The 21,692-nt window shown below is 67.5% G+C and carries 19 protein-coding genes; 12 read left to right on the top strand and 7 right to left on the bottom strand.

Features of this window, described 5'->3' with window-relative positions:
• Positions 1–18 precede the first annotated feature (18 nt).
• The 4 genes from AC56KW_RS10085 to AC56KW_RS10070 all read right to left on the bottom strand — a co-directional run bounded on the left by AC56KW_RS10085 (position 19) and on the right by AC56KW_RS10070 (position 3,372).
• Positions 19–222, bottom strand: coding sequence for a cold-shock protein (locus tag AC56KW_RS10085; protein WP_005670341.1), 204 nt, complete (start codon positions 220–222; stop codon positions 19–21).
• A gap of 348 nt (positions 223–570) precedes the next feature.
• Positions 571–948, bottom strand: a complete 378-nt coding sequence (locus tag AC56KW_RS10080; RefSeq protein ID WP_497170598.1) for an Hpt domain-containing protein — start codon at positions 946–948, stop codon at positions 571–573.
• A 2-nt stretch (positions 949–950) separates the two neighbouring features.
• The gene (upp, locus tag AC56KW_RS10075) at positions 951–1,601 is read right to left on the bottom strand and encodes a uracil phosphoribosyltransferase (protein ID WP_497170597.1); all 651 of its coding nucleotides are present in this window, start codon (positions 1,599–1,601) and stop codon (positions 951–953) included.
• 97 nt (positions 1,602–1,698) lie between these two features.
• Positions 1,699–3,372 (bottom strand): isovaleryl-CoA dehydrogenase, encoded by a 1,674-nt coding sequence (locus AC56KW_RS10070; RefSeq protein WP_497170596.1) that lies wholly within the window; start codon positions 3,370–3,372, stop codon positions 1,699–1,701.
• Positions 3,373–3,699: 327 nt separating this feature from the next.
• Here AC56KW_RS10070 and AC56KW_RS10065 point away from each other — a divergent pair, with 327 nt between their 5' ends.
• Together AC56KW_RS10065 and AC56KW_RS10060 are read left to right on the top strand one after the other, a co-directional pair.
• A complete protein-coding gene (locus tag AC56KW_RS10065) occupies positions 3,700–5,433 on the top strand; it encodes a putative bifunctional diguanylate cyclase/phosphodiesterase (protein WP_497170595.1) in 1,734 nt (577 codons plus the stop codon).
• Positions 5,430–6,923 carry an HDOD domain-containing protein gene (locus AC56KW_RS10060; protein WP_497170594.1) on the top strand — a complete coding sequence of 498 codons (1,494 nt, stop codon included), beginning with the start codon at positions 5,430–5,432 and terminating at the stop codon, positions 6,921–6,923. Before AC56KW_RS10065 ends, AC56KW_RS10060 begins: the two co-directional genes overlap by 4 nt.
• A gap of 106 nt (positions 6,924–7,029) precedes the next feature.
• Here AC56KW_RS10060 and aroC read toward each other — a convergent pair whose 3' ends face one another.
• Positions 7,030–8,124 (bottom strand): chorismate synthase, encoded by a 1,095-nt coding sequence (gene aroC / locus AC56KW_RS10055; protein WP_497170593.1) that lies wholly within the window; start codon positions 8,122–8,124, stop codon positions 7,030–7,032.
• Between the two features lie 200 nt (positions 8,125–8,324).
• Between aroC and AC56KW_RS10050 the strand changes: the two genes are divergently transcribed.
• Positions 8,325–10,571, top strand: a complete 2,247-nt coding sequence (locus AC56KW_RS10050) for a putative bifunctional diguanylate cyclase/phosphodiesterase (RefSeq protein ID WP_497170592.1) — start codon at positions 8,325–8,327, stop codon at positions 10,569–10,571.
• A gap of 84 nt (positions 10,572–10,655) precedes the next feature.
• On the opposite strand, the gene AC56KW_RS10045 is transcribed toward AC56KW_RS10050, so the two are convergent.
• Positions 10,656–11,108: a CBS domain-containing protein gene (locus AC56KW_RS10045; protein ID WP_137176105.1), complete on the bottom strand. Its 453-nt coding sequence runs from the start codon at positions 11,106–11,108 to the stop codon at positions 10,656–10,658.
• A 201-nt stretch (positions 11,109–11,309) separates the two neighbouring features.
• Here AC56KW_RS10045 and AC56KW_RS10040 point away from each other — a divergent pair, with 201 nt between their 5' ends.
• From AC56KW_RS10040 to AC56KW_RS10030, 3 genes are read left to right on the top strand one after another with little or no spacing between them, the layout of a single operon-like run.
• On the top strand, positions 11,310–12,617 hold the full coding sequence (locus tag AC56KW_RS10040; protein WP_497170591.1) for an O-acetylhomoserine aminocarboxypropyltransferase: 1,308 nt from the start codon (positions 11,310–11,312) through the stop codon (positions 12,615–12,617).
• A 1-nt stretch (position 12,618) separates the two neighbouring features.
• Entirely contained in the window at positions 12,619–13,437 is an 819-nt protein-coding gene (locus tag AC56KW_RS10035; protein WP_497170590.1) for an alpha/beta fold hydrolase, read from the top strand.
• A gap of 8 nt (positions 13,438–13,445) precedes the next feature.
• Positions 13,446–13,751 (top strand): Mpo1-like protein, encoded by a 306-nt coding sequence (locus AC56KW_RS10030; protein WP_497170589.1) that lies wholly within the window; start codon positions 13,446–13,448, stop codon positions 13,749–13,751.
• On the opposite strand, the gene AC56KW_RS10025 is transcribed toward AC56KW_RS10030, so the two are convergent.
• Positions 13,741–15,138: a YihY family inner membrane protein gene (locus AC56KW_RS10025; RefSeq protein WP_497170588.1), complete on the bottom strand. Its 1,398-nt coding sequence runs from the start codon at positions 15,136–15,138 to the stop codon at positions 13,741–13,743. The two genes, AC56KW_RS10030 and AC56KW_RS10025, sit on opposite strands and share 11 nt — an antisense overlap.
• 71 nt (positions 15,139–15,209) lie before the next feature.
• On the opposite strand from AC56KW_RS10025, the gene wrbA reads away from it, so the two are divergent.
• From wrbA to AC56KW_RS09995, 6 genes are read left to right on the top strand one after another with little or no spacing between them, the layout of a single operon-like run.
• Complete coding sequence (gene wrbA, locus AC56KW_RS10020) at positions 15,210–15,821, top strand: NAD(P)H:quinone oxidoreductase (protein WP_497170587.1); 612 nt, start codon at positions 15,210–15,212, stop codon at positions 15,819–15,821.
• Positions 15,821–16,222, top strand: coding sequence for a DUF2069 domain-containing protein (locus tag AC56KW_RS10015; RefSeq protein ID WP_497170586.1), 402 nt, complete (start codon positions 15,821–15,823; stop codon positions 16,220–16,222). Before wrbA ends, AC56KW_RS10015 begins: the two co-directional genes overlap by 1 nt.
• Positions 16,215–17,636, top strand: coding sequence for an FAD-binding oxidoreductase (locus AC56KW_RS10010; protein WP_497170585.1), 1,422 nt, complete (start codon positions 16,215–16,217; stop codon positions 17,634–17,636). The genes AC56KW_RS10015 and AC56KW_RS10010 overlap by 8 nt, the downstream gene beginning before the upstream one ends.
• Before the next feature lie 13 nt (positions 17,637–17,649).
• Positions 17,650–18,081, top strand: coding sequence for a DUF4124 domain-containing protein (locus AC56KW_RS10005; RefSeq protein ID WP_497170584.1), 432 nt, complete (start codon positions 17,650–17,652; stop codon positions 18,079–18,081).
• A complete protein-coding gene (locus tag AC56KW_RS10000) occupies positions 18,069–20,618 on the top strand; it encodes an ABC transporter permease (protein WP_497170583.1) in 2,550 nt (849 codons plus the stop codon). Before AC56KW_RS10005 ends, AC56KW_RS10000 begins: the two co-directional genes overlap by 13 nt.
• Positions 20,618–21,685 (top strand): lipocalin-like domain-containing protein, encoded by a 1,068-nt coding sequence (locus tag AC56KW_RS09995; RefSeq protein WP_497170582.1) that lies wholly within the window; start codon positions 20,618–20,620, stop codon positions 21,683–21,685. Before AC56KW_RS10000 ends, AC56KW_RS09995 begins: the two co-directional genes overlap by 1 nt.
• Positions 21,686–21,692 lie beyond the last annotated feature (7 nt).

Genomic DNA, 21,692 nt, shown 5'->3' with positions numbered 1-21,692 from the left:
CGTAACGCCTTTAGGCTATTACAGAGGCTGGATGTTCGAGGCTTGCTTGCCCTTAGGGCCGGTGGTCACGTCGAACGAAACGCGCTGGTTCTCCTGCAGCGACTTGAAGCCGGTGCTCTGGATAGCCGAGAAGTGCGCGAACAGATCTTCGCCGCCTTCATCAGGGGTGATGAAGCCGAAGCCCTTCGAGTCATTGAACCATTTAACGATGCCAGTTGCCATTACAATTTCCTATTTCGGTTAGTTGGGCTTGCGCCCGTTTCAGATCGTTTGAAGAAGCAAGAAAGAAATGACAGACAGACTGCACTACTACCTCGAACCCAACGATCCCGTATTATACCGAATAAAACCGCTTTGTACCCCTATTCGTTAAATAAAAAACCGCCAGACCACAACGATTCTAAAAATCAATAAATACAGGGTGCGGGTCTTTTCACGGTACGAGGGAAAATATAGGCGCAAGGCCGGCGCAAATGTTTGCGATAAATCAAATTACGCTCTACCAGAAGCTTGCGCATGCGGCTTGCGTATGACCGCGCCAGCACCGGCGCCCCCCGTTGCGCTACCTGTTCAGGTAAGCGATTTTGGATCGCGGCGCGCGACCCGGATATATTCGTCGAGCTCCGCGCGCCAGGCCTGCCATTCTGTGGCGGAGACCACATCGAAGGCCCGCAATACGCGCAAGCGTTGCTCGAGCAAGCGCGCATGGTGGCCCAGGCCACGGAAACCGAAGGTCGCCGCCGAGCCGGCCAGCGTGTGCAGCATGGCCTGCAATTCGCTCGCCGCCGGCACGACGTCGAAGCCCGGCGTGCCGGCGCTGCCCAGATCATGCGACAGCGCCGCCAAACGCTCGAGCGTGGTCGGCAGCCTGGCCGCGAACTTCTCGTTGAGTTCAGCCAGGCGCGCGAAGAACTGCTGGTCGGCCTGCTGCACGGTTGCCATCGTCATGCCTACTTGGTGCCAAAGATGCGGTCGCCCGCATCGCCCAGCCCCGGGATGATGTAGGCGTCCTGGTCCAGGTGCGAGTCGAGCGAAGCCACGAACAGCTTGACGTGGGGATGCGCATCCTGGAACACCTGCACGCCTTCGGGGGCCGCCACCAGCGCCAGGAACAGGATCTGGTCGTCCGGCACGCCGCGCTTCTTGAGCACGTCGATCGCGTGCACGGCCGAGTTGCCGGTGGCAACCATTGGGTCACACAGAATGAAGGTGCGCTCGATCGTGTCGGGCAGGCGCACCATGTATTCGACCGGCTCGTGGGTTGCCGGATCGCGAAACACGCCGATATGACCCACGCGCGCCGACGGCACCAGTTCCAGCAAGCCATCGCTCATGCCGATGCCGGCGCGCAGGATCGGCACCACCGCCAGCTTCTTGCCGGCAATCACGGGCGCATCGATCGTCACGAGTGGCGTGCGGATCGAGCGCGTGGTCAGCGGCAGGTCGCGCGTTATCTCGTACCCCATCAGCAGCGTGATCTCGCGCAGCAGCTCGCGGAAGGTGCGCGTCGATGTATCGTGCTCGCGCATATGCGACAGCTTGTGCTGGATCAGCGGGTGGTTCAGGATGTACAGGTTCGGGAAGCGCGGATCTTGTTTCATGGCGGGGTGTCAGTCTGATTCCAGTTAAAGCATGCAAGCCGGCATTATCCCAGCCATGCGGCCGTTTGTCCCGGTTTGCGCAAGAAATAATTGGCCTTCATGACAACGGCAAGGCGCGTGCCAGGATCGCCCCGCAATCGACATCCGCCGGCAACCGCCCGTAGGCGCCGCCTACCGGCTGGACGATGCGCGAGCGCAGGAAAGCTTCGCCCACGTACGGCGGAGCATGGCGCAGCAGCAGGGCTGCCTGCAGCGTCACGACGATCTGCTCGGCCAGCAGGCGCGCGCCCGACTCATCCTGCACCCGCTCCGCCAGGCCGTCCAGCAGCGCCGCGACGTGCGCGCCGAAGCGCGCGTCGCGTTCCACCGCCTGCGCCAGCTCGGCCGCCAGCACCGCGCGCGCCGCGTCGGGCGACTTGCCGAGCGCACGCAGCAGGTCGAGGCACATGATATTGCCCGACCCCTCCCAGATCGAGTTGACCGGCAATTCGCGGTATAGCCGCGCCAGCGGGCCGTCCTCGACATAGCCGTTGCCGCCCATGACTTCCATCGCCTCGGCGCCAAAGCCGGGGCCACGCTTGCAGATCCAGTACTTGCCGGCCGCCGTCAGGATGCGTCCCAGCAGCGCCTGCGCCGGGTCGTCGCCTTCGTCGAAACAGCGCGCCAGGCGCAGGGCGAAGGCGGTGGCGGCCTCGGATTCCAGCGCCAGGTCGGCCAGCACATTGCCCATCAGCGGCTGCTCGGCCAGCGGCCGGCCGAAGGCCATGCGCCCGCGCGCATGGTGCAGCGCATGGCACAGGGCGGCGCGCATGATGCCGGCGCTGCCCAGCACGCAGTCGAGCCGGGTATGGCTGCCCATCTCGAGGATGGTCGGGATGCCGCGCCCCGGTTCGCCGACCATCCAGCCGAGCGCGCCGCAGAACTCGACCTCCGCCGAGGCGTTCGAGCGGTTGCCCAGCTTGTCCTTCAGGCGCTGCACGCGCACCGCGTTGCGCCGGCCGTCGGCCAGGAAGCGCGGCACCAGGAAGCAGCCCAGGCCACCCCCGGCATCGCCCTCGCAGCGGGCCAGCACCAGATGGGCGTCGGCCTGCGGCACCGAATAAAACCATTTGTGGCCGACGATGCGCCAGGCGCCCTCGCCCGCCTCCCCTCCGGCGCCGACCGGCAGCAAGCTGGCGTGCGTGGTGTTGGCGCGCACGTCGGACCCACCCTGCTTCTCGGTCATGCCCATGCCGACCAGGGCGCCACGTTTCCGCGCCAGCGGCAGCGGCCGCGGATCGTAGTCGCGCGACAGGATCTTCGGCAGCCACTGCGCGGCCAGCGCGGGCGCCCGGCGCAGCGCCGGCACCGCGGCATACGTCATGGTCAGCGGGCACTGGACGCCGTTCTCGGCCTGGCCGATCAGCAGATACTGGGCCGCGCGCGCCACCTGGGCGCCGGGGCGCGGCTCGCTCCATGGCGCGGCATGGGCGCCGGCGCCGATCATGATACCCATCAGGTCATGCCAGGCCGGATGGAATTCGGGCTCGTCGGTCCGGCGTCCGGCACGGTCGTAAGATGCCAGCGCCGGGCCGTGGGCGTTGGCCAGGCGCGCCAGTTCCTGGACCTCGCCGCTTCCGAGCCGCTCGCCGAATGCAAGCAGTTGCGGCGCGGCCCAGCCGCCACCCTCGCGCAACAACGCCTCCTGCAGCGCCGGATCGCAGGCGAACAGGTTCACGTCCGTGAAAGGCAAGGCCTGGTTCACGATCTCGTGGGTGTCGAATCCGTCCATGGTGGCTCCTCTAAGCACAACTGCTTATTGTAAAATGTTGCACTACGGCACCACAATCGCACTATCTTATGTCCCTACGATCAAGAATAAGCGACAATGCCTGCTGACACACTTGCCCGTACGACAAGCAGGTTAGCGCCAACAAGCTTGTCCGGCAAGCAGGGTGAGCGCGCGTAAGCGATCGCAAAATCGTCCACGCTTGTGCTTTCTAATGCTTTACGGAATTTTTCAGTGATACAGTCGCCACTGGTTTGGTAGACTTGCACCGAATCACATGTGACATTGGCATGACGCGTACTTGCCGCAACAAGAAAGCTCCTAAACAACATGCACACCTGTTCTTCAGCCGTGCCCCCATCGCAGCCGGCCGCCGCGCCCACGCTGCCTGCGGCGCTGCTTGACGGCTTGCTGGAGACGGCCGGTGATGCCGTGTTCCGCGTCACGCCTGACGGCGCGATCCACGCGGCCGGCACGCGCGCGCAGCACCTGTGCGGCTTCGAGCCGGGCTGCTCTCTGGTGTCGCTGGTGCACGAGATCGACCAGCCGGCGCTGCGCGATGCACTGGCCGGCGCCGCCGCCGGCGACGAGGCGGTGCTGGTCGAGACGCGCTTTCACTCGGGCGAGCGCGACATCTGGTTCGAGCTGCGGATTGCGCGCCTGGCCACCGGCGACGAGGCGCCGCTGCTGGTCATCGGGCGCGATATGTCGATCCAGCACGCAACCGAGGAGCGGCTACGCCATATGGCGACCCACGACGCCCTCACCGAACTGCCCAACCGGGTGCTGCTGTCGGACCGGATCCGGATGGTGATCGCCAATGCGCGCAGATCGGGCCACGGCTTCGCCGTCGCCGCCATCGGCATCGACGGTTTCAAGAAGGTCAACGACGGCCTGGGCCACCCGCTGGGCGACACCGTGCTGCAGATGGCCGCCGCTCGCCTGCGTCGCACGCTGCGCGACAGCGACACCCTGGCCCGGGTCGGCGGCGACGAATTCGTCGCGGTGCTCCCAGGGACGTTCAGCGAAGCCCAGATCAAGCTCGTCACCGGACGCCTGTTGGCCACCATGCAGTCGCCGTTCGAAGCCGGCGGCCACACGATCTATCTCGGCGCCTCGATCGGTGTTGCCGTCCACCCCGACCACGTTGAAGACGAGGTACGCCTGGTGACGCTGGCCGACGCCGCGCTGTCGCGCGCCAAGGAAACCGGCAAGGGCCGCGCCGTCGTCTACAGCCCCAGCGACCAGGGCCCGCCCGAGCACGACATCTCGCTCGAGGCGGCCATGTTCGCGGCCATCCGCGAAGGCGAATTCCTGTTGTATTACCAGCCGATCGTCAACGCCCGCAGCCGCATCATCGAAGGCTTCGAGACCCTCATGCGCTGGAAGCACCCGACGCTGGGCATGGTGCCGCCGGCGCGCTTCATCCCGATCGCCGAGAACAACGGCCTGATCAACCTGCTGGGCGCCTGGGCCCTGAAGGCGGCCTGCATGCAGATCCGCCAGTTCCAGGAAGTGGCCGGGCGCGAACTGTATATCTCGGTCAACATCAGCCCACGCCAGTTCCGCAGCGATCTGTTCCTGACGGTGCTGGACGACGCACTGGCGCTGTCCGGCCTCGACGGCCGCCAGCTGGTGCTCGAGATCACCGAGGGCACCTTGATGGTCGATCCGGCGCATGCCGAGAACATCCTGGCCCACATGGCCGAGCGCCATGCGCGCATCGCGATCGACGACTTCGGCACCGGCTACTCGTCGCTGGCCTACCTCAAGCGCTTCCCGATCTCGGTGCTCAAGATCGACCGCGCTTTCGTGAAGGATTTGCCGGGCTCGAACAAGGATGCGGCCATCTGCAACGCAATCCTCGACCTCGCCGGGCACCTGAGCCTGTCGGTCGTGGCCGAGGGCGTCGAGACCGAGGAACAGCTGGCCTGGCTCGATGACCAGGGCTGCCATTACGTGCAGGGCTACCTGACGGGCAAACCGATGCCGGCCAACGTGGCCGTCACGGCGCTCAAGGAAAATCTCTACGCCGCGCTTTTGCCGGCCGCAGGCAAATCATGACCACACACGCCACCACCCCGCGCACGGCGAAGTCGCAAGCCACCCTCGCCCTGCTGTGGGAGCGCATCCGGCGCCAGGGCGACATGCCGGGGTTCACCAAGGCGATCAATGCCATCCTCGCCTCGATGCGCGGCGAGGACGAACGCGATTTCTCGATGACGCAGACGGTGCTGTCCGATCCGGTGCTCACCCAGAAGGTGCTCCGTCTGGCCAACAGCAGCATGTATTCGGCGTTCGGCCAGCACGTCGACACCATCTCCAAGGCGGTGCTGGTGCTGGGCACCGAATCGATCGGCCATCTGGCGCTGGGCCTCAAGCTGATCGAGGAACTGAGCCGGAGCACGCCCGACACCGAAGTCGCGCACATTGAAATGGAAAAGGCGGTGCTGGCCGGGATGGTGGCGCAGCAGCTCGCGGCCGGCGCCGGCTCGCGCGACCCCGAAGAAGCGGTAGTCTGCTCGATCCTCCACTCGCTGGGCCGCATGATGCTGACTTTCTACATGCCGGAACGCTGGGCGAAGATGCGCGAACTGGCCGGCGAAGGCCGCGAAGAAGACGCGGCGCTGGACGTACTGGGGTTGTCGCTGGAAGCATTGGGACGGGCCACGGCCGCCCACTGGGGGCTGCCGGACAACCTGGTGGCCGGCATGCGGCGGGTGGAGCCGGGCGAGCGCTTCGACGGCTTCGCGCATGAAGACTGGCTGGCGGCGCTGGGCAGCATGTCGACCCAGGTCGCCGACGCCCTGTGGGCGGACGACGCGGCCGGCGCCGCCCGGGTCGCGGTCCTGGCCGAGCATTTCGCGCCAATGCTGGGCTTGCCGCCGGGCGACATCCTGGCCTCGATCGACAAGGCCAAGATGGAAGCGACATCCGACCTGTCGATCGCGCCGCTGTCCAAGCCGCAGGAAAAGCGCGCGCAGCAGGCGGCGGCCACCCGCAAGCGCATCGCCGGCAACAAGATTTTGATGCGCGGCGTGGCCGATATGCGCGACGCCGGACCGAACGCCACCGCCGGCCAGATGATCTCGATGGCGCTCGAGTCCATGCACAAGGGGTTGTCGTTTACACGCTCGTTCGCTTTTCTGCGCAACCGGCGCGAAGGCCGCTATTCGGCGCGCCTGGGGCTGGGCGACGACGTCAAGGCGCTGCTGCCGAACCTGGTGTTCGATGATGCCTATGAGCCGAACGTGTTCCACGCCGCGCTCGGGAGCGATCGCGTGATCTTCATCGAGAACGCCCGCGACAGCAAGTTCGCGACCAAGCTGCCGGGATGGTGGAAGGGCACGCTGGCCGAGGCGCGCTGCTTCGTCGTGATCCCCCTGTCAGCGCACGGACAGCCGGCTGGCTTCATCTATGGCGACTGGGACGGCACCTTCCCGCAGGTGATCCTGAGCCAGACCGAGTTTTCGCTGTTGAACGACTTGCGTGCGCTGGTGGTGCGCACGGTCGAAAAGCGGCATCCGATGGAAGCGACCGTGACGCGGGCTTGAACCTGCGGCGCCGGTCGTCCGCTGCACCACGCACATCGTTTCCTGCGCTGGCCCCGCGCGTGCCCCCCGCCCTTGCCGGGGCCGGCGATTGCCATTGGCCGCAGCGTTATTTCAGCTTTGGCGTACGAACCTGCACGTCGCCGCACTGCGCGCGGTGCATCAGCGCGTGGTCGATCAACACCAGCGCCAGCATCGCCTCGGCGATCGGCGTCGCGCGGATGCCCACGCACGGATCGTGGCGGCCGAAGGTCTCCACGGTCGCCGGATTGCCCTCCTTGTCGATCGAACGGCGCGGCACGCGGATCGACGACGTCGGCTTGATCGCCAGCGACACCGTGATGTCCTGCCCAGTCGAGATCCCCCCCAGCACCCCGCCCGCATGGTTGCCGACAAAACCCCCGGCGGTCAACTCGTCGCCGTGCTCCGAGCCGCGCTGCGCCACCGAGGCGAAGCCGGCGCCTATTTCAACGCCCTTCACGGCGTTAATCCCCATCATCGCATACGCGATGTCGGCGTCGAGCTTGTCGTAGATCGGCTGGCCCCAGCCGACCGGCACGCCGGTCGCGACCACGTCGATGCGCGCGCCGATCGAGTCGCCATCGCGCCGCAGCTGGTCCATCGCTTCTTCCATGCGCTGCAGCAACGCCGCGTCGCCGGTGGCGGCGAAGAAGGGATTGGCGTGCACGTGCTCCCAGCCCGCGAACGGCACGTCGATATCGCCCAGCGCGCGCATATGACCCATGAATTCGGTACCGTATTTCTCGCGCAGCCACTTCTTGGCGACGGCGCCGGCGCCGACCACCGGTGCGGTCAGGCGCGCCGACGAACGGCCGCCGCCGCGGGGATCACGCACGCCGTATTTATGCCAGTAGGTGTAGTCGGCGTGGCCGGGGCGGAAGCTTTCGGCGATATTGCCGTAGTCCTTGCTGCGCTGGTCTTCGTTGCGGATCAGGAGGGCGATCGGGGTGCCGGTGGTGACGCCTTGGTACACGCCGGACAGGATCTCGACCCGGTCCGCTTCCTGGCGCTGGGTGACGTGGCGCGAGGTGCCGGGCTTGCGGCGGTCCAGCTCGGGCTGGATATCGGCCTCGCTCAGGGCCATGCCCGGCGGGCAGCCGTCGATGACGCAGCCGATCGCGGGGCCATGCGATTCGCCGAAGGTGGTGACGGAAAACAGCTTGCCAAATGTATTGCCGGACATGGGAATGAGATTTCGGATTGGACGAATTACCATTTTAACAGGCCATCTGGCAAGCAGAAACGGCCATTACCGCTTTGACTGGCGTAATTATGTTTCCGTAGAGATACATTGTGAGTAGACGAACCGGATCGGTCTCTTTCATCTTTACAATTGCATATATACTGAAGTGATCATGCCGAGCCAACCTGGAGACGTAGCACATGCCAGCATCGATTACGCCCTCAGGACCACTGAAGGATGACCGTGTCACCGACGACCTCGTCTTTGCCGACGAAGCTGCGGCCATCGCATCCCCGCGTCCCGCATGGCGGATCCTGGTCGTCGATGACGATGCCGATGTACACTCAACGACCACTTTTGCTCTCGGCAATGTCGAGATGCAGGGCCGCCCGCTGTCCTTCCTGCACGCCTATTCCGCCAACGAGGCCTTCGACCTGCTCGTGCGCGAAAAAGAGATCGCCGTCATCCTGCTCGACGTGGTGATGGAAAAGGCCGACGCCGGCCTGCGCCTGGTGCGCCGCATCCGCGACGAACTGGGCCTGCATGACGTGCGTATCATCCTGCGCACCGGCCAGCCCGGCTACGCGCCCGAGATGGAAGCGATCCGCGGCTACGACATCAACGATTACCGCACCAAGTCCGAACTGACCCGCACCAAGCTGTACACGACGGTGGCGGCCGCGATCCGCTCCTACCAGCAGATCCGTGCGCTGGAAGCCAACCGCCTCGGCATGGAGCACATCGTCGAAGCCTGCGCCGAACTGATGGCGTTGCACGGGGTGCGCGACGTGGCGCTCGGCATCCTCGGCCAGGCGGGCCGCCTGGTTGGCCAGCCGCCCGAGGGCGTGCTGTGCACGCGCGACGGCGGTCATGGCCGGCCGGATGCGCTGCGCGCCGTCGCCGCGGCCGGCGCTTGCCGCCACCTCGACGGCCGCGAACTGCACGGCCAGCTTGCGCTGGCCGCCGAGCGCACCCTGCTCACGCGCCAATGCGCGGCCGAGGACGGCCTGCTGAATATGTACTTGCCGGGCAAGGCGGGACGCGATTTCGTCGCCTGCATCCCCCTCGATCGGCCGGTCGACGAGGTCGAGCGGCGCCTGCTGAAGGTCTTCTGCGGCATGGTCGCGGTCTGCCTCGACAACTGCGAGCTGGTCAGCAGCCTGAACAAGTCTGCCTTCCATGATCCGCTGACCGGCCTGCCCAACCGCACCCGCGTGGTCGAGCTGATCGACGCCACGCTGGCCAGCCCGCGTCGGGAGCGCTCGGTACTGGCCCTGGTCGACCTCGACCATTTTGCCGAGACCAACGATGCCCTCGGTCACCATTTCGGCGACCTGCTGCTGGTCGCGGTCGGCCAGCGGTTGAAGTCGCGCCTGGCGCCGGACCTGGAGATCGGCCGCATCGGCGGCGACATCTTTTGCGTGCTGGGCGACACCGACGCGGTGCAGCCGGCCCAGGTGCAGGCCCTGTTTCGCGAATCGTTCCGGATCGACGGCCAGGACGTGCAGGTGTCCGCCACGCAAGGCCTGGTGCGCCTGCCGGAGCACGACGGCAGCGGCGCCGACGCCCTGAAGGACGCGGACATCGCGCTCAAGCGCGCCAAGTCACAGCAACGCGCCGGCCACTTCTATTTCTCGCGCAGCATGGGCGTCGAGATCCGCGAACGGGTGCGCATGATGCACGCGCTGCGCAGCGGCTTCCAGCGCGGCCAGCTGTTCCTGCATTATCAGCCGCAGGTCGACCTGGCCACCAACCGCCCGTTCGGCGCCGAGGCCCTGCTGCGCTGGCGCCAGGAAGACGGGCGCCTGGTGCCGCCCGACCGTTTCATCCCGATCGCCGAATACTCCGGGCTGATCGTCGAGATCGGCGAATGGGTGCTGCGCCAGGCCTGCGCGGAATTGATGCGCCTGCGCGCGGCCGGCCACCGCGACTTCACGATGTCGGTCAACGTGTCGCAGGTGCAGTTCCGGCATCCGCACTTCCTCGACATGCTGCGTCGCGCGCTGGAGGACACCGGCGCGCCGCCCGAGTTCATCGAGCTGGAAATCACGGAATCGATGGCGATGGAAGAACCGGCCCTGCTGGTCGAGAAGCTGGCCCAGGTCAAGCGTACCGGCGTGTCGATCGCGATCGACGATTTCGGGACCGGGTTCTCTTCGCTATCGCACTTGCAGCGGCTGCAGGTCGACCGACTCAAGATCGACCGCGCCTTCGTGTCCGAGATCACGGGGTCGGCGCGCGGCGGCAGCATCGCGCAGATGGTCGTGCAGCTGGGCCGCAACCTGGGCCTGTCGGTGATCGCCGAAGGTGTCGAGGACGAGCGCCAGGCGCAGATCCTGCGCCAGCTCGGCTGCCCGCTGGCGCAAGGCTTTCTGTATGCGCGGCCGTTGTCGCCGGAAGGGTTGCTGGCGTGGCTGGAGAACAATCCGGTCACGCACGCGGCGTGACCGGCGCCGCGACTGGCGGCGCAAGAAATACGCCGATTGACGTCGTTCCCGCGCAGGCGGAAACGACATGCATGCACCGCCGACTCAATCCGGCGCGTTCTGCTCCGCCGGCCAATCGCGGATATACGCCTTGAGCATGCGATTCTCGAAGCTCTGCGCCTCGAGCACCGCGCGCGCGACGTCGTAGAACGAGATCACGCCCAGCAGGGTGCGGGCATCCATCACCGGCAGGTAGCGCGCGTGCTTCTCGAGCATGATGCGGCGCACCTCGTTGACTTCGGTGTCCGGGGTCACGGTGATCGGGCTGTCGTCCATGTGGCGGCGCACGGTGCCGGAACCGACCGCGCCACCGTTCGCGTGCAGCGCCTTGAGCACTTCGCGGAAGGTCAGCATGCCGACCAGGTCGCCGTACTCCATTACCACCAGCGAGCCGATATCGTTCTCGGACATCGTGGTCACCGCGTCGACCAGCGGCTGGTCGGGCGTTACGGTGTACAGGATATTGCCCTTCACTTGCAGGATTTCCGAAACTTTCATGTTCGCCACCCCCGCTTCGTCAATATTGCTGATACTGGATAAATTTGTATAAGGCATAACACCGACTGTAGCCTATGCTCGCCAAAAAATCCAGCGTTGCGCCGCATCATGGTGCAAGTGTGCGAACAGATGGTGCAGCGCAGATTGCGCAATAGGCCATAACTGCTAGGATGCGCCATCCCAACTCACCACGAGTCCAGCATGAGCGGTCCCCGACCTCCCGGTTTCGACACCCTGTCCCTGCATGCCGGCAGCGCACCCGACCCCACCGGCGCGCGCGCCACGCCGATCCACTTCACGTCCTCGTTCGCCTTGCGCGACGCCAGCCACGGCGCGGCGCTGTTCAATATGGAACAGGCCGGTCATGTGGCTACGCACATCTCGAATCCGACCAATGCGGTGCTGGAAGAGCGGATCGCGGCGCTCGAAGGCGGTGTGGCCGGCATCGCCACCGCCAGCGGCCAGGCGGCCATGCACCTGGGTTTGGCGACGCTGGCCGGCGCCGGCGACCATATCGTGGCCTCGCGCGCGCTGCAAGGCAGCGCGCGCCACCTGCTCGCCCATACCCTGCCCCGCTTCGGCGTCGAGACGACCTTCGTCGACCCGCGCGACCTCGATGCCTGGCGCGCCGCGATCCGCCCGGCTTCGAAACTGCTGTTCGGCGCGACGCTGGGCAATCCCGGGCTCGAGGTGCTCGACATCCCGGCCATCGCCGAACTCGCCCACGCGCACGACCTGCCGCTGATGGTCGACGCGACCCTCACCACGCCTTATCTGCAGCGCCCGTTCGATCTGGGCGCCGACCTGCTGCTGCATTCGGCGACCGACTTCCTGTGCGGCCACGGCACCGCGCTCGGCGGCCTGCTGGTCGATGGCGGCACCTTCGACTGGCAGGCGGCGCACGAGCGCAGTGGGCGTTTCGCCACCCTGTGCGAGCCGTGCGAGGGCTTGCACGGCATGGTGTTCAGCGAAGAATCGACCGTCGGCGCCTTCGCCCTGCGCGCGCGGCGCGAAGGCCTGCCCGACTTCGGGGCGGCGATGAGTCCCCACAATGCGTTCGCCATCCTGCAGGGCGTCGAGACACTTGGGCTGCGCATGGAACGCCACGTCGCCAATACCCGGCGCCTGGCCGATTTCCTCTGCGCGCATCCGATGGTGGCGTCGGTTTCCTACCCCGGACTGGCATCGCATCCGGACCATGCGCTGGCAGAACGCCTGCTGCCCAGGGGCTGCGGCGCCGTATTGACCTTCGAACTCAAAGGCGACCGCGCGGCCGGCCGCCGCTTCGTCGACGGCTTGCAGGTGTTCTCGCACATGGCGAACGTGGGCGACGCCAAGTCGCTGGCCATCCATCCGGCCTCGACCACCCATGGCAGGGTACCGGCCGACCAGCTGGCGGCCGGCGGCCTCACCGAGGCAATGCTGCGCCTGTCGGTCGGCCTCGAGGATTCGGACGACCTGATCGACGACCTCAAGCGCGCCCTGAAACTGGCCGCGAAGGGAGCGTGAGATGCGATTCTCCCTCGACACCCATGATGTCTACTGCCACACCGGCGGCCAGCCCTTCGATCCCGGGTTGCCGGTCGTCATGCTGCTCCATGGCGCCCAGAACGACCACTCGGTCTGGGCCCTGCAGAGCCGCGCCCTCGCCCATCGGGGTTATGCGGTGCTGGCGCCGGACCTGCCCGGGCATGGCCGCAGCAAGGGCCCGCCGCTAAAGACGGTCGAAGCGATGGCCGGCTGGGCGCTTGCCGTGCTCGACACGGCCGGGGTCGAGCGTGCGCTGCTGGTCGGTCACAGCATGGGTTCGCTCATCGCCCTGGAGGCCGCCCACAAGGCGCCAGCGCGCGTGAGCGGCCTGGCCCTGCTGGGCACGACGTACCCGATGAAAGTGGCGGACACGCTGCTCGACACCGCACGCGATCAGGAGCGCGTGGCCATCGATATGGTGGCCGCGTGGTCGCATGCATCCTGGCTGCCCGGCCCATCGACGGCCGGTCCTGGCGCCTCGGTGACCAACACGGCGCGACGCCTGATGCAGCGTATGGCGGCGCGCGGCGCGCCGCAGATGTTCCATGCCGATTTCGCGGCCTGCAACGCCTATGCCAACGGCGAGGCAGCCGCGGCCTCGGTCGCCTGCCCGACCCTGTTCGTACTGGGCCGGAAGGATATGATGACGCCACCCCGTTCGGCGCGACTCCTGACCGGCGCGATCGAGCATGGCAAGGTCGTGAGCGTGGACGCCGGCCATGCGATGATGAGCGAGACGCCGGCAGCGGTCCTGGACGCGCTGCTGGAATTCGCCCGCCAACTCCCATCGAAAGGCTGAGACGCGCCATGAAAATCCGCTACGCCAGCTTCGCCGATTTCTATCCCTACTATGTGAGCCAGCACGACGACCGCCGCTGCCGGCGCGCGCACTTCATCGGCACCTCGATCGCCATTGCGGCGATGGTGCGCTTTCTCGACAGCCTGAATCCCTGGTGGCTGCTGGCGGCGGCAATCGGCGGCTACGGGGGCGCCTGGATCGGCCACTTCTACTACGAGAAGAACAAGCCGGCCACCTTCGACTACCCATGGTATTCGTTCCGCGCCGACTGGCTGATGTACTGGCACATGCTAACCGGCAAACTCAGCTGGTAGCGCGCGCCTCGATATCCGCCAGCACGGCTTCTTCGGGATCGCCGAAATGCGCGGCCAGCGTCTGGCCGAGCCCGGCCTCGACCGCCTCCTCGACCTGGCGCGCCAGCTCGCCGGCGTCGAGCGACAGGGCGGTATCGGGCCCGATCTCTTCGCGCTGCACGCCTTGGGCCGCCGTGCAATCGAACACGAACAGCTGGTAGACATCGGCCACGCGCAGCTTGCCGGGATCGGCCAGCAGCACCCAGTGCTCCTGCTCGCCACGGCGGTTGAAGCGCCAGCCGCGCCGCGCCGGCGCCTCGTCCTGGACCCGGCCGACCCAGCCCTCGCTTACCATCCGGTCCAGCAGCCGCCCCAGCTCGTCGTACCCGATCCGGGTGTGATGGCGGATCGTGCTACTGGCCACCAGCGCATTGCCGCTCAGCTTGGCGCTGCCATGCAGCACCTTGAGCACCGACATCGCGTCGACGAAGGCCCCGCCGGGCGCCGGCGCGTACCACCAGCGCTCGTACTTGACCACCGGCAGCGCCGCCGCCAGTACCGCGCCGACCAGCGTGATCATCCAGGTGACATAGATCCACACCAGGAACAGCGGCACCGCCGCCAGCGCGCCGTAGATGATGGCGTAGGTCGGGAACTGGCGGATGAACAGGCCGAAACCGCGCTTGGCGATCTCGAAGGCGATCGCCGCCGCCAGAGCGCCCCAGAAGGCGTCGCGCCAGGCGACTGCCCGGTTCGGCACCACGACGTACAACAGGGTATAGCCGGCCGTGGTCACCGCCACCGACGCCAGGGTGAGGAACAGGGTGGCGAGCAGGGACGCGTCGCGCTCCAGGCCGCCCGTGACATCGACCACCTGCGAGGTAAAGCTGAGCGACAGGCCGAACAGCAGCGGTCCCAGCGACAGCAGCGCCCAGTACACCAGCAGGCGCTGGGCCAGCGGGCGCGGCTGGCGCACGCTCCAGATCTGGTTGAACACGCGCTCGATCAGGCTCATCGTGGCGGCCGTGGTGAACAGCAAAGCCACCGCGCCGAGCGCCGACAAGCCCCTGGCCTTGGCGGCGAACTGGGTCAGGTTGCCGCTGATGGTGCTGGCGATGGCCTTGGGCATCAGGTTCTGCACGAACCAGGCGTCGATCATCTCGCGCACCTGGCCGAAGGCCGGGAACATCGTGAAGATCGCCAGTACGATGGTCAAGAGCGGCACCAGCGCCAGCGTCGTGGTGAACGTCAGGCTGCCCGCCACCTGGGGCAGGCGCTCTTCGCGCAGGCGGTGCGCGGCGAAGCGCACCAGGTCGCGCGCCTCGAGCCAGGTCAGGCCGCGCTCGGCGCTGCCACCCGCGAACTCGCCGCCGGGGCGCGACAGGTGATGGACGGTCCTGTTCAGCATGGTGTTGGTTTCACCGTATTCGTCATTGTCGCAGGCATGTCAATTCAACAAAGCGCACTATAATACCAAGGATGAACACGACCCCACTTTGCATCCTCGTCCTCTATTATTCGCGCCATGGCGCCACGCGCAAGCTGGCCGAACTGATCGCCCAGGGCGTCGATAGCGTGCCGGGGGCCGAGGCCAGGTTGCGCACCGTCCCGCCGGTCTCGAGCGTCGCCGAGGCGACCGCGCCCGGCATTCCCGACCAGGGCTCGCCCTACGTCGAACTCGACGACCTGCGCGAGTGCGCCGGCCTGGCGCTGGGTTCGCCCACGCGCTTCGGCAATATGGCTGCAAGCATGAAGTACTTCCTCGACGGCACGGCCACCGAGTGGGTCAATGGGTCGCTGTCGGGCAAGCCGGCGATCGTGTTCGCTTCCACCGGCAGCCTGCACGGCGGCCAGGAAGCGACGCTGCTGTCGATGATGATCCCCTTGCTGCACCATGGGATGATGGTAATGGGCCTGCCCTATACCCACCCCGAATTGATGAATACCGCCAGCGGCGGCAGCCCCTACGGGGCGACCCACTGGGCCGGCGTCGACGGCAAGCGCCCCCTGACCGAAGACGAGCGTACGCTGTCGATCGCGCTCGGTCGCCGCCTGGCCGAGGCGGCCCTGAAACTGCATGGAAGCCGCTGATGGAAACAGGGAAAAAAGTCTTTCATATCGGGGCGATCGCCAGCCTGATCTGGCTGATCGGCTGGCTGGTCGCCTGGGAGGCTTTCGTCGCGCCCCTGCAGCCGGGCAGCTGGCTGCTGGCCCTGAAGGCCTTGCCCCTGTTGTTGCCGCTGCGCGGCGTCATCAAGCGCGACCTGTACACCCTGCAGTGGTCGTCGATGCTGATCCTGATTTATTTTGCCGAGGGCGTCGTGCGCGCCTGGGCCGACCAGAGCGCGGCCTCGCGCCACATGGCCATCGGCGAGATCGCCCTGGTCGTGGTGTATTACCTCAGCGCCCTGCTCTACCTGCGCCCCTATAAAAAAGAGGCGCAGCGCCTGGCCAAGGAATTGCTCGACAAGGTCAAAGTGCCGCATGGCTGAGCCGCATACAGATGCCTTGCTGACGCGCTGCCGGGCGATCGTCGGCGAATCCCATGTCATTACCGCTGACGCCGACATGGCGCCGTTCATGGCCGACTGGCGTGGACGCTACAGCGGGCGGGGCCTGGCGGTCGTGCTCCCGTTCGATACGGCGCAAGTCGCCGCCATCGTGGCTGCCTGTGCCGAGGCGCGGGTGCCCATCGTCCCCCAGGGCGGACGCACCGGCCTGGTCATGGGCAGCGTGCCAGACACCTCGGGCACGGCCATCGTGCTGTCGCTGCGGCGCCTGAACCGCATCCGCTTCATCGATCCCGCCAACCGCACCATGACGGTGGAAGCCGGCTGCATCCTGTCCGACATCCAGGCCGCAGCGAGCGACGCCGGCATGTTGTACCCGCTGTCGCTGGCTGCCGAAGGCAGTTGCACGATCGGGGGCAACCTGTCGACCAATGCCGGCGGCACCGCCGTTCTGCGTTACGGAAACACCCGCGAACTGTGCCTGGGACTGGAAGTCGTCAACGCCCAGGGCGAGATCTGGGACGGCTTGCGCGGCCTGCGCAAGGACAATACCGGTTATGCGCTGCGCGAGCTCTTCATCGGCGCCGAGGGCACGCTGGGCGTGATCACGGCGGCGGTGCTCAAACTGTATCCCGCACCGCGCGCCGCGCTGGTCGCCCTGGTCGCACTGGCGTCGCCGCGCCATGCGCTCGACCTGCTCGGCCTGCTGCAGGCGCGTTGCGGGGCGGCGCTGACCGGCTTCGAGCTGATGTCGGCATTCTGCCTGGACCTGGTAGCGCAACAATTTCCCGATCTGCCGAGGCCATTCGCCGGGCGGCATCCCCAGTATGCGCTGGTCGAGCTGTCGAGCAACGAGTCGGGCGAGCATGCCCACGGCCTGCTGGAGGCAAGCGTCGGCCAGGCCCTGGAATACGGCCTCGCGCAGGACGCCGTCGTGGCGAGCTCCGGCCAGCAGGCGCTGGACCTGTGGCGGCTGCGCGAGCACATTCCGCTGGCGCAGGCGGCGGCCGGCAAGAACATCAAGCACGATATCTCGCTGCCGGTCTCGTGCATCCCCGACTTTGTCGCGCGTGCCGATGCCGCGCTGGACGCGGCCTTCCCGGGCTGCCAGCCGGTCACGTTCGGTCACCTGGGCGACGGCAACCTGCACTATAACGTGGCGCCGCCCGCGGGCACCGCGCACGAGTCCTTCCTCGCCCATCAGGCCGAAGTGAACCGCATCGTGCACGACCTGGTCGTGGCCTGCGGCGGCTCGATCTCGGCCGAGCACGGCATCGGCGTCCTGAAGCGCGCGGACCTGGCGCGCTACAAGTCGCCGGTCGAACTTGGCATGATGCGTGCCGTCAAAGCCGCGCTCGACCCGTTCGGCATCATGAATCCCGGGAAAATACTATGACCGGGAGTCGCGCATGCCGTTTCGTTCATTGGTCCTCGTCGCGGCCTGCATCGTGTACCATGCGGCGGCCGCGGGCGCCGTCTACAAGTGCCATGAAGGTGGCCGCGTGAGCTACGCCGACCGTCCCTGCGCGGGCGCCGGCGCCGAATTGCCCGTGCGCGCCGCCCCGCGGCCCGACCCCGAGACGCAGGCGCGCCTGGCGCGCGCGCGCGACATGGCGCGCGCGATCGACGCGCTGCGCGCCGGGCGAACCGCGCGCGAGGAAAGCGACGACGAACGCGCGCGGCGCGCCGCGCTGCCCCTGCGCAAGCGCTGCGACAGGTTGCGCCTGCAGCGCCAATGGCTGGAACAAGACCTGGCGCGCACGCGCGGTGACGCCAAGGAGGCGGCCCGGATCAAGCTGCGGCGCCAGGTCGAGACGCTGGCGGTCGAATGCCCGGCCTGAGCCAGCTGTCACGCTGGCTGCTGTTCGGCGAATGGCGCGCGCATCCGGTGCGCGCGCTGGTCGCCATCGCGGCGATCGCAGTCGGCGTGGCGATGGGTTTCGCCGTCCACCTGATCAACGCCGCCGCCTTCAATGAATTCTCGGCCGCCATCAAGAGCCTGTCGGGCCAAGCCGACATTCAAGTGCAGGGGCGCGAGCCGCTGTTCGATGAATCGGTGTACCCCGTGCTGGCCGAACACCCCGAGGTGGCGCTGGCCTCGCCCGTCCTCGACGTGGCGGCCGGCGTGCCGGGGGTCGAGGGATCCTTGCGCATCATCGGCATCGACCCTTTGCGCGCCGGCGCCATCTCGCCCGACCTGCTGGGCGTCACCGGCGAAGGCCGCCGCCTCGACATCCTGGCCGACGACGCCCTGTTCCTGTCGCCGGCGGCCGAGGCCTGGTTGAACAAGCGACGCGGCGATACGCTGGTGCTGCGCGCCGGCACCGGCGAAGTGGCCCTGCGCGTGGCGGGACCGGTGCAGCGTGCGCGCGCCGGCCAGCGCCTTGCCGTGATGGACATCGGCGCCGCCCAATGGCGCCTGAACCGCCTCGGCCAGCTGTCGCGGGTCGACCTCAAACTGCGCGATGGCGTCGACCGCGCCGCCTTCCAGCGCCGTCTCAGCGCCGAGCTGGACAAGGCCTGGCCGGGCCGCTTCACGGTCGGCCAGCCCAACGACGCCGAGCAGGAAAGCCGTACCGCGAACATGAGCCGCGCCTACCGCGTCAACCTGACGGTGCTGGCGCTGGTCGCGCTGTTCACCGGCGCCTTCCTCGTGTTTTCCACCCAGGCGTTGTCGGTGATGCGCCGGCGCAGCCAGTTCGCGCTGCTGCGGGTGCTGGGCCTCGAGCGCGGCCAGTTGCTGCGCCAGGTGCTGCTCGAAGGCGGCAGCCTGGGCCTGCTTGGCGCGCTGTTGGGCATCGGCGCCGGCTACGCGCTGGCCGCCGCGGCCCTGCACTTCTTTGGCGGCGACCTGGGCGCCGGCTACTTCCCCGGCATCCGCCCGCAAGTGTTCTTCACGCCCGGCGCGGCCCTGGTGTTTTTTGGACTGGGCCTGGGCGTGGCCCTGCTCGGCTGCCTGGCGCCGGCCTGGGAAGCAGCGCGCGCACGGCCGGCGGTGGCCATCAAGTCGGGCGCCGACGAAGCGCCGCTCACGCGCCTGGCGCGGGTCTGGCCCTCGCTCGCGTGCCTGCTGCTCGCCGCCGTGCTCGCGTTCGCGCCGCCGGTGTTCGAGCTGCCGCTGTTCGGCTACCTCGCGATTGCACTGCTACTGGTCGGCGGCATCGGCCTGATGCCGCGCTTCGCCGCCGTCACCTTCCGCGCGCTCGAAACCCTGGTCACACGGCGCGCCAACGGCGCGCCGGTGCTGGCGCTTTCGCTGGCCCGGCTGGCGAATGCGCCTGGCCAGGCCTCGATCGCGCTGGGCGGCATCCTGGCCAGCTTCAGCCTGATGGTGGCGATGGGGATCATGGTGTCGAGCTTCCGGGTCTCGGTCGACGAGTGGATGGGCCACATCCTGCCGGCCGACCTGTATGTACGCACGGTCGACGCCGGCGGCACGGGTTTCCTGAGCCGCGCGCAGCAGGACGCGCTCATCCGGCTGCCAGGGGTCGAGCAGGTACAATTCCTGCGCACCCGGCGCGTCTCGCTCGCGCCCGAGCGACCGCCGATCGTCGTGATCGCCCGTGACATCGACGCCGGCGATCCGGCGCGCCTGCTGTACCTGGTCGGCGACACGGCGACGATTCCCGCCGGCGTCCGCCCGGCCTGGGTATCCGAGGCGATGCTCGACTTGTACGATGCCCGCGTCGGCCAGGTGCTGCGCCTGCCCCTGGGCGGCGCCGAGGTAGAGTTCTTCGTGGCCGGCGCCTGGCGCGACTACGCCAACCAGGGCGGCTCGGTCGTGATCCAGCTCGAGGACTACCGCAAGCTGACCGGGGAACGCGACGTCACCGACGCCGCCCTGTGGAGCGCGCGCGGGGTCGACCCGGCGACATTGGAAGGCAGCCTGCGCGCGCTGCCGTTCGGCGCGGCCCTGACCATGATGCGCCCCGGTGACATCCGCGCGAGCAGTCTCAAGATCTTCGACCGCAGTTTCGCCGTCACTTACCTGCTGGAAGCGATCGCGATCGCCATCGGGCTATCGGGCATCGCCGCGAGTTTTTCGGCCCAGACTTTGGCAAGGGCGCGAGAATTCGGTATGCTGCGCCACGTCGGCGTGACCCGGCGCCAGGTCTTGCAGCTGCTCGCCTTCGAGGGCGCTCTGCTCACGAGCCTCGGTGTCGTCGCCGGCTTCGCGCTCGGGCTGGTGATCAGCCTGATCCTGGTGTACGTGATCAACCCGCAGTCCTTCCACTGGACCATGGGCTTGCACCTGCCCTGGCCGCTGCTCGGCAGCGTGGCCGCGGTGCTGGTCACGGCGTCGGTTGCGACCGCGCTGGTGTCGGGGCGCCAGGCATTGTCCGGCGGCCCGGTGCGGGCGGTCAGAGAGGATTGGTAATGCGTTTCATTTTGTGTCTGCTGGTGTTGTTGTCGTGCTCGAGCCATGCCGCGGCTCCCGTGTATGCTCCTGTCACACCGGGCGCCGCCCTGTCGTTCCCACGCGACTATGGCGCCCATCCCGAGTTTCGCACCGAGTGGTGGTACGTGACCGGCTGGGTCGAGACGCCGGATAAACGTCCGCTCGGCTTCCAGGTCACGTTCTTTCGCAGCCGCACCGGCGCCGACAACGCCAACCCGAGCCACTTCGCGCCGCGCCAGCTGGTGATCGGCCACGCGGCCCTGTCCGATCCTTCCGTCGGGCGCCTGGTGCACGACGAGCGCAGCGCGCGCGAAGGCTTCAGCATGGCCTGGGCCCGGCCCGGCAATACCGACCTGAAGCTGGACGACTGGCGCATGGTCAGGGACGGCAACGGCGTCTACCGGGTCACGATCCGCTCCAACCAGCTGACCCTCGAACTGCGCCTGAAGCCGACGCAGCCGGTGCTGGTCCAGGGCCAGGGCGGCTATTCGCGCAAGGGCCCGAGCGCCCGGCACGCAAGCTACTACTACAGCGAACCGCAACTCGAGGTATCCGGCACCGCCGGCCGCGCCGGCATGGCGGCCACGCAGGTCACGGGCAGCGCCTGGCTCGACCACGAATGGTCGAGCGAAGCGCTGCAGCCGGATGCGGTGGGCTGGGACTGGGTCGGCGCCAACCTCGACGACGGCGGGGCCCTGATGGCTTTCCAGATCCGCGACCGCCAAGGTGGTAAACTATGGGCGCACGCGACCAGGCGCGACAAGGCCGGCAAGGTGGTGCATTACGCACCCGGGCAGATCACGTTTGCGCCGCAGGCGCACTGGACATCGCCGCGCACCGGCGCCACCTATCCGATCGCGACCACGATCACGACCGGCGCCGACAGCTGGCAGGTCGCGCCGCTGCAGCAAGACCAGGAACTCGACTCGCGCCGCTCGACCGGCGCCGTCTACTGGGAAGGCGCGGTCACGATCGAAAAGGACGGGCGCCGGGTGGGCCGCGGCTACCTGGAAATGACCGGCTACGTGCAACCGATGAAGCTTTGATGACGTA

Source organism: Telluria sp. RT2P19, assembly GCF_059685725.1.
The sequence above is the reverse complement of the archived record's forward strand: the minus strand, read 5'-3'. Positions and strand labels throughout refer to the sequence as shown.